Origin of the sequence: Thermogutta sp. (assembly GCF_014359955.1) — a bacterium.
In the GTDB taxonomy this organism is placed as follows: Bacteria; Planctomycetota; Planctomycetia; order Pirellulales; family Thermoguttaceae; genus Thermogutta.
On record NZ_JACIYL010000158.1, the window covers coordinates 1 to 7,358 of the forward strand.

The 7,358-nt window shown below is 59.1% G+C and carries 6 protein-coding genes; all 6 read right to left on the reverse strand.

Going from position 1 to position 7,358, the window contains the following annotated elements:
- Nucleotides 1-175: 175 nt before the first annotated feature.
- Nucleotides 176-1,063 (reverse strand): peptide chain release factor N(5)-glutamine methyltransferase, encoded by an 888-nt coding sequence (gene prmC, locus H5U08_RS06855; RefSeq protein ID WP_297031549.1) that lies wholly within the window; start codon nt 1,061-1,063, stop codon nt 176-178.
- A 109-nt stretch (nt 1,064-1,172) separates the two neighbouring features.
- Nucleotides 1,173-2,246: a peptide chain release factor 1 gene (prfA, locus tag H5U08_RS06860; RefSeq protein ID WP_297031551.1), complete on the reverse strand. Its 1,074-nt coding sequence runs from the start codon at nt 2,244-2,246 to the stop codon at nt 1,173-1,175.
- Nucleotides 2,247-2,385: 139 nt separating this feature from the next.
- A complete protein-coding gene (gene rpmE, locus H5U08_RS06865) occupies nt 2,386-2,610 on the reverse strand; it encodes a 50S ribosomal protein L31 (RefSeq protein WP_297031553.1) in 225 nt (74 codons plus the stop codon).
- Nucleotides 2,611-3,190: 580 nt separating this feature from the next.
- Nucleotides 3,191-4,894 carry a hypothetical protein gene (locus H5U08_RS06870; protein WP_297031555.1) on the reverse strand — a complete coding sequence of 568 codons (1,704 nt, stop codon included), beginning with the start codon at nt 4,892-4,894 and terminating at the stop codon, nt 3,191-3,193.
- A complete protein-coding gene (kdsA, locus tag H5U08_RS06875; protein ID WP_297031557.1) occupies nt 4,873-5,706 on the reverse strand; it encodes a 3-deoxy-8-phosphooctulonate synthase in 834 nt (277 codons plus the stop codon). Before kdsA ends, H5U08_RS06870 begins: the two co-directional genes overlap by 22 nt.
- Before the next feature lie 40 nt (nt 5,707-5,746).
- On the reverse strand, nt 5,747-6,739 hold the full coding sequence (locus H5U08_RS06880; RefSeq protein WP_297031558.1) for a diacylglycerol kinase family protein: 993 nt from the start codon (nt 6,737-6,739) through the stop codon (nt 5,747-5,749).
- Nucleotides 6,740-7,358 lie beyond the last annotated feature (619 nt).

Sequence of the window (7,358 nt, forward strand, 5' to 3'; positions counted from 1 at the left end):
ACGACCTGGATGCCAAGTTCTACATGTATTACCACATTCTCTCCACCGATTCCGGGGATGCTTCGCTCACATCGGACCGCAACATCCTGCGGCAACGGCTGTTCCGGCACCTGCCACCTTCCTCACAGTCCAGCTCTCCGCCAAACAGATGACGGTTGGCGGAAACCTGGATGACTCACATTGTTTCCCTGCGACGAGCCTGGATAACCCGGGGTAATCGGGCCAGGTCGCGAACGGTGGGCCTCAATTCAAAACGCGGATCGTCGGCTACGATCTGCCGGGCGGCGTCGTGAATCATGGGCGAAATTTCAAAGATCAATCCACCCCCCGGGACAAGTTTGTCGGCAGCCTGAGGAACGAGCCGCTGGATGATTTCCGTCCCCTGCGGTCCAGCCACCAGCGCCCGATAGGGTTCGTACTTCCTGACATCCGGGGCGAGCTGTTCGTACTCGGCCTCACTCACGTAGGGTGGATTGGACACGATGAAATCGAATTGCAACTCGTTCGGCACGTTTGCAAGCAGGTCGCTTTCATAAAACTCGATGCGGTCCGCCACGCCGTGCCGCTCAGCGTTCTCCCGCGCCACTTCGAGTGCCGCGGAGCTGATGTCCAGTGCCGTCACCCGGGCATGCGGCAGGTGTTTGGCTGCGCAAATGGCGAGGATCCCCGATCCCGTACCCACATCGCAGATTAGCCACGGGCGATCCGCCCCCTGTTTGCGGGCCCATTCCAGCAGAGTGACCATGACAAACTCGGTCTCCGGTCGGGGGATGAGCACATCGGGCGTAACACGAAACTTCAGCGAAAAAAACTCCCGTTCGCCCACCAGGTAGGCCACCGGAACGCCTTCCGCTCGACGCTTGATCATCTCGCGGAACCGTGCCCTTTCCTCCTCGGAGGGTATGTCGTCAAAGCGAGTGTACAGATCGATCCGCTGGCAGCCGCGGGCAAAAGCGAGCAGGACCTCGGCGTCCAAACGCGGGTTTTCCGAACCATGACGGCGGAGATATTCCGTGGTCCAGTTGAGAAGTCGGCCTACCGTCCAGACATCGGCCTGGGTCATCGGGAAGCGATCCTTCGTATCACGGAGTTCCCATGCCGTTTCACATGCCTCTTTCCCGCCCGCATGGTGGAAAACGCAACGCAAATCCAAACCGACCCGGGGCGGCCCGTCAATCGAGCGCCCCAAACGTCGCGCGGAGCTCGTTGCGTTCGTAGTCGAGAAGGGCCTCGATGATCGGATCAAGATTTCCTTCCAAAATGCTGTCGAGCTGATAGAGCGTGAGGTTGATGCGGTGATCTGTTACACGGTTTTCAGGGAAATTGTAGGTGCGAATTCGCTCACTGCGATCCCCGGAACCAATCTTGCTACGACGTTCCTGGGCCCGCTCGGCCTCTTTGGCACGCCGATAGTATTCATACACCCGCGTCTTCAACACCCGCAGGGCCTTGGCAAAATTTTTGTGCTGACTCTTTTCGTCCTGGCACTGGACGACAATCCCCGTCGCATAATGGGTCAAGCGGACGGCCGAAGACGTCTTGTTGACGTGCTGACCTCCGGGCCCGCTGGCGTGGTACGTGTCGCGCCGATAATCTTCCGGCTTGATTTCTATTTCCACGTCTTCCGGCTCGGGAAGGACGGCCACCGTGGCCAGGGAAGTATGAATCCGGCCTTTGGCCTCAGTTTCCGGCACCCTCTGCACCCGATGTCCCCCGCTTTCGTACTGGAGCCGCCGATAGACCTCGTCACCTTCCAGGCCGACGCTGATTTCCTTGAAGCCCCCCAGCTCGGTCGGGTTCATCCCGAGGATTTCAACCTTCCACCCCTTGGACTCAGCATACCGGCGGTACATCTCGAAAAGATCGCGGGCAAAAAGGGCGGCTTCTTCCCCACCAGTGCCTGCTCGGATCTCCAGAATACACCGGGTGCGATTCGCGTCCTCGCCACCGATGGTCAGATCCAGCAACTCATCCCAGAGGGCTTCGCGCTCCTGACGAAGCCGGGGCAATTCTTCCTCTGCCAGCTCGCGGAGCTCGGGATCATCACCTTCCAGAAGATCGCGCAACTCGAGGATTTGCTGATTGACCTCTTTAAATTTGCGGTACTTGACGGCGACTTTGGCCAGAGCCCCATGCTCGCGCATAACAGCAGCCAGACGCGCTGAATCTGCCAGCACGCCCGGATCATGGAGCTGCCGCTCCAGCTCTTCAAACCGCGCGAGTTTTTCGTCCAGTTCTTTGCGCATGGATAGAACAGAAGCGCCGCCGGCTCCCTGACACAACACCCCAGACTGGCGAATGGTACCTTAGCGGGCGACCGCGATCCTTCGTCAGTTCTCGCCAGTTATTGTGGCGCTCGACAAGGCGGAACAGGGCCCAGAATCGTCAGCTCTTCTTTTTCCCGCCCGTGTAACCACCAGAAAACTTCGAGCGGAATTTCTCGATGCGTCCCGTGGTGTCCACGTACTTGAGCTTGCCGGTGAAAAAGGGATGACACATGTTGCAAATGTCGATTTTCAGCTCGGACTTCACACTGCGGGTCATGAACGTATTGCCACACCCGCAGGTGACCTTGCAGTCCACATACTTGGGGTGAATGCCTTCTTTCATAAAACAGTCCTCACGTCAGTGGCCGTTGTTTTCCGAGTGCCATTTCGGCGTCGCAAAGCCAGGAAAACCTTCCTGCGGATCCCCGCCCATTAAGGGGGCACTTTTTTCGACTGAAATCGCACCGCCAAGCGGGAAAGCCCCGCTAACGCGGGGGTTTGGCCTGCGCATAAGGCGACCGCCCATCCCCTCCTCTTTTTTGAGTGTAACGCAGAACGCCGGAACCCTCAATTGGTACCGGATCTGATACATCCCCACTTTTTCTCACGCGAAAGTCCACACGGGCGTGTGCGGGGAGTGGAATTCAGCCCGGAGCAACCTGCCTGCCTCCTCCTCAGTCCGATGGCTGGATGAGCCATTTCGTCAGCCGCGTCCCAAGCGCCTGGCTCGGTTACTGGTCAATGGGTAGGCGCATTTCAGGAATGGCCCAGGACACTTTCTCCCGCGGCATCTCCTGGCTTTGACAAAAGTGGGGACGATTCAGAAGCGAATACGAGAGCTTTGAGGCAAGTTCCCCGAGTTGCCGGGCGGTAAACGAGGCATTCTCACAGCTACCCCGGCCTTCCTGATGAAGGTCCGCCGATCACTTGTGGGAACTCCCATCGATCTCAAGGGGCTTGGCACCCGTCAGTTCTTCCAGCCATTTTGCCCGAACCAAGTTGCCGTACCGGTTCGGCAGGTGCATCTCCGATCGGTAGGCCGTGATCGCCCGGGAATAATCCCCAAGCTTTTCGTTGAGTCGTCCGAGTGCATAAAGGACGCCGGACTCCCACGGCGAATCGGGCTCGGAGAGGGCAGTCCGCTTGATGAAGTAATCTTCGGCGCTTTTCCGGTTTCCCTGATACAGGGCGAGAATTCCCAGCCAGTAACTCGCGTTGATTTTCGCCCTGTTGAGGATCATTTCCTGATCAGGCGGCAGATTTCCCGAGGCCAGAAGCCTTTCCGGGGGTCTAGCAAGCTGAAGGTAATACGCGGCACTTTCTTCACCGACCAGATCCCCGCGAAAGTAGAGAACCCTCCCCCGCCACAAAGGCATCACCGCCCCGACGGGCGCCAGGTAGGGCATGATTTCCCGGAGGACAAGCTGTCCAATCTGCTGTCCGAAAGTCTCCCGCTGTTGTTCAGCCTCGTAGGGCACCACCCAAAGCTCGACATCCTTAACATGCTCCGCCTGACGGAGCCGTTCGGCGAGTTCGCTGGGATGCGCCGTTATCACGAGGGACTCCGTCCCCGCCAGCATCTTCTGGACCATTTCCATTCGCCGAGACAAATAAGGCGGTGACCCTTCCACGTACAGCATGACTTCCCGAAGGTCCTCCGCCTTGACACGATAGGGATTGCGGGGATCCGCATCCAAGCGGCGAAGCAGCGAATCATCGGCTGCCAATTCTTTGAGCGTGGCCGGTCGAATGACAAGCCCTTTTCCTTTTTCCACTTTCAAACCATCTTTGGCAGGAATCGGAACCCCCAGTGCCGGCTCGAACAGGTACAGTTCCCCGTTGATGAGAACTCCGACAGCAAAGACTTCCCAAAGCGGCTGAGCCCCCGCGGCCGCACGATTGACAGCCACCACCGCAGCGTCTAACCCCTCCTGGCGGCACAGCAGGAGATAGACCCAGGCCCGGTCGAAAACCGTCCCGTGGCCCAACAGGAGCGTTTCCCACGGCGTGTGGATGAGCAACTGCCCGGAGGGAAGCTGGATCATTCGCTCCTGCGAATCCAACTGGATGTTGATCACCACCCAATCGAACAATTCGATCGCGCGGCTCAGCTCATCCGGTTGGTCCCCACGGGCCCAACCAGCGATGTCGCGAAGCCACACGGCCGTTTGCAGAAAGATGCCGTCATCCCGAGTGAACCTGAGTTCCCCAAGTTCCTTTACCGCCTTGAGTTGTGCGAGATCAGGGGGCAGCTTCTGAAGCAGCGGATCAGGTGCCCAATCGGTCAGCGGCGGCTGAGTTTTAATCCACTGGTCGAGTCGGTCGGCCACCTGAAGGGCCATTTCGGTCCCCTCAAACTGATAAAGCCGATTGAGATTGCTGATGGCAATTTCGAACAGCTCGTCGCGATGGAGGGTGGCGGTTTGACGGGCGGTGTCCGACGAAGTCTGAGATGTGCCCGCCGAACCGCCCTGCGTGCCTCGCCGGCAACCCGCCGTCGTCAAGGACAACGACAGGAGAACGATAGCGGCTACCGCACCGAGGCGGGGCGATCGCGGGCGCACACTTCGAGCCAAATGGGGAAGGATATTTCGGGCATTTGAAATTACGGATGTGACAGAACCCATTGGCGTAATTCCACAAGAGTTTGGATCAGAGCGGGCAATTCCGAAAGAGGCACCATATTGGGACCATCACTGAGGGCCTCGTCCGGTCGGGGGTGCGTTTCGAAAAAAACTCCATCGGCTCCCACCGCCACGGCCGCCCGGGCAAGTGGGGCCACCATCTGCCGGTTACCCCCGGATCGTCCTCCCTGGCCCCCCGGTTGCTGTACGCTGTGGGTGGCGTCAAAGATCACGGGCACGCCGATTTCGTGGAGAATGGGGATCGCCTGCATGTCGTTGACCAGGCGTCCGTACCCGAAAAAGGTTCCCCGCTCCCCCACGAGAATGTCCTGACATCCCGCGGAACGCAGCTTCTCCACCACATAGCGCATGTCCCACGGAGCCAGGAACTGCCCCTTTTTGACATGGACGGGTTTCCCCGTCTGGGCGGCGGCCACCAGAAGGTCCGTCTGCCGGCAGAGAAAGGCCGGAATCTGAATGAGGTCGCAGACCTCCGCTACTGGGAGGGCCTGAGCCGGTTCGTGGATATCCGTTGTGATGGGCAGCCCGGTGGCTTCCTTCACCCGGCTGAGGATCCGCAGCCCCTCGGCTAGGCCCGGCCCACGGAACGAATGCAGGCTGGTGCGGTTCGCCTTGTCAAAGGATGCCTTGAAAATAAGGCGAATGTGGTGCGCACGTGCAAACTCTGCCAGAAACTGGGCGATCTCCAGAGTGATCGATTCGTTCTCAATCACGCACGGACCGGCAATAAACAGGAGCGGTTCGCCTGGTCCGCACACATAACCGGCAATCTGGGCCTTTCCTTCAGCCACCATTTATTCTCCCATCCCACCGATCCCACCGATTTGTTCGAAGTCAGCTCCCTGGCGCGCTCGCCGCCAATCGTCGCGCAATCCGCTTCGGCACGACGATGTGCACGCGGCGTGGGGCAACTTCAACTTCCACGGGAAGATACCCGGCCGGATCTCCATCAAGTTGATATGGCACCGGGGCCTCGGCCGTGATTCGGAAACGTCGGCCGTGGAGATGCTGGAAGTCCCGCAAGCGTCGATGGAGCTGGAACTGCGTCATGAGTGTGTACCACAGTCCCTTCCAGAAACCTCCCCCGCGATAAGTGCACAGATCAAGCAGTCCGTCGGTGGCGTTCGCCTCCGGCGAGATTGGCAACCCCCACCCGTATCGCGGCAAATTGAACACGAACACCCATTTCGCAGCGAGGGTCGCCGACGGATGCGCCTGCGGAGGCATCGACGAAGTGTCGGAACCGTCGTGGCCATTCCAGACCTGGACGGTCATTTCTGGGAAGGGATAAGTCCCGATGAGGTGGCAAATCGGGCCGATGAAGGTGGCGAAACCGCCCCGGCCACCCCGATGCCCCTGCATCCGCTTCCGGTGGACCATCTCCACGGCGGCGGCATCAAAACCGCAACTGAGCATCACCAAAAACAGGCGGCCGTTGGCCACCCCCGCGTCGATGGCGATCGGCTCGCCATTTGTCAGCGTTTCCACGGCTTTGGCAGGCTTCCGCGAAAACCCGAAGTAACTCGCCACCAGGTTGGATGTTCCGGTGGGAAAGAAGGAGAGCGGCAAGCCCGGCATCACACGATTGATCAATTCCCCGGCGGTTCCATCTCCTCCGGCACCGATCAAGCATTTGAGCCGTCCGGCCTCGAACTCCCCATTCGCCAGCTCCACAGCTTCCCCCAAATTTTGACTCACTCTTACGGAGTATCCCCGGTCGGCGAGAGCGCTGGCGAGGCGGCCGACTCTCTTATCAGCGGGCCACCTCCCCGCTTTCGGGTTATGCAGAATGACGATGCAGTTGCAGTCGCTCCTTCGCACGGTCATGTCGCATGGAATCAATTGGTCAGGGAAGAAACTGTGGCAAATCGGTCGGAAACACCATGATACCGCACCGGGCCCCTTCCCAATATACACCCCAAACCCCTCTAACTTTGCAGACAAGCCCCGTCCACAGAGTGTAGCATAATGCTACACTCGATCTTGCCCCGACTTTGTGTTGGCGAGCCCTGTGTTGCCGGATTGACCAGAGTGTAGCAAATCGCTCCACCCTAGCCCGTCCGGCAATCTTGCCTCGTTTCACCGGCGGACACGCGGGCGATCACAAGTCGTGTTCAAAAAATGCCTTACGAACGAGTGTCATTATTGACGAATTGGCACAGATCCTGCTACCCGTCCGAACAGTAGCTTAGGCTGGCCCGTGGGGTTTCCGGCGCAGCGGTCGTCATGCGGGTACCTTGCCCTACCGCATGATTTCGCCACTGCGGAGGTGGCACGCCGGAAGCCCACTTTTTTTATACCCAGCCCGTTTTACCAGGGGGTCAGCCCCACCCAACGGTCTCTCCAAAGTGGAAAAACCCAGGTGGCATTTCCGCTCTACCGATCCAAGCCGTTAAGAATCTGCCGCGACAGCGATTCGAACGGAAATGATGCGTATCGTCCCAAC

Excerpts from the sequence above, each read along its gene's own strand:
- prmC (WP_297031549.1), bottom strand. The coding sequence starts at position 1,063 with ATGACCCAGGCCGATGTCTGGACGGTAGGCCGACTTCTCAACTGGACC.
- prfA (WP_297031551.1), bottom strand. The coding sequence starts at position 2,246 with ATGCGCAAAGAACTGGACGAAAAACTCGCGCGGTTTGAAGAGCTGGAG.
- rpmE (WP_297031553.1), bottom strand. The coding sequence starts at position 2,610 with ATGAAAGAAGGCATTCACCCCAAGTATGTGGACTGCAAGGTCACCTGC.
- H5U08_RS06870 (WP_297031555.1), bottom strand. The coding sequence starts at position 4,894 with ATGGGTTCTGTCACATCCGTAATTTCAAATGCCCGAAATATCCTTCCC.
- kdsA (WP_297031557.1), bottom strand. The coding sequence starts at position 5,706 with ATGGTGGCTGAAGGAAAGGCCCAGATTGCCGGTTATGTGTGCGGACCA.
- H5U08_RS06880 (WP_297031558.1), bottom strand. The coding sequence starts at position 6,739 with ATGACCGTGCGAAGGAGCGACTGCAACTGCATCGTCATTCTGCATAAC.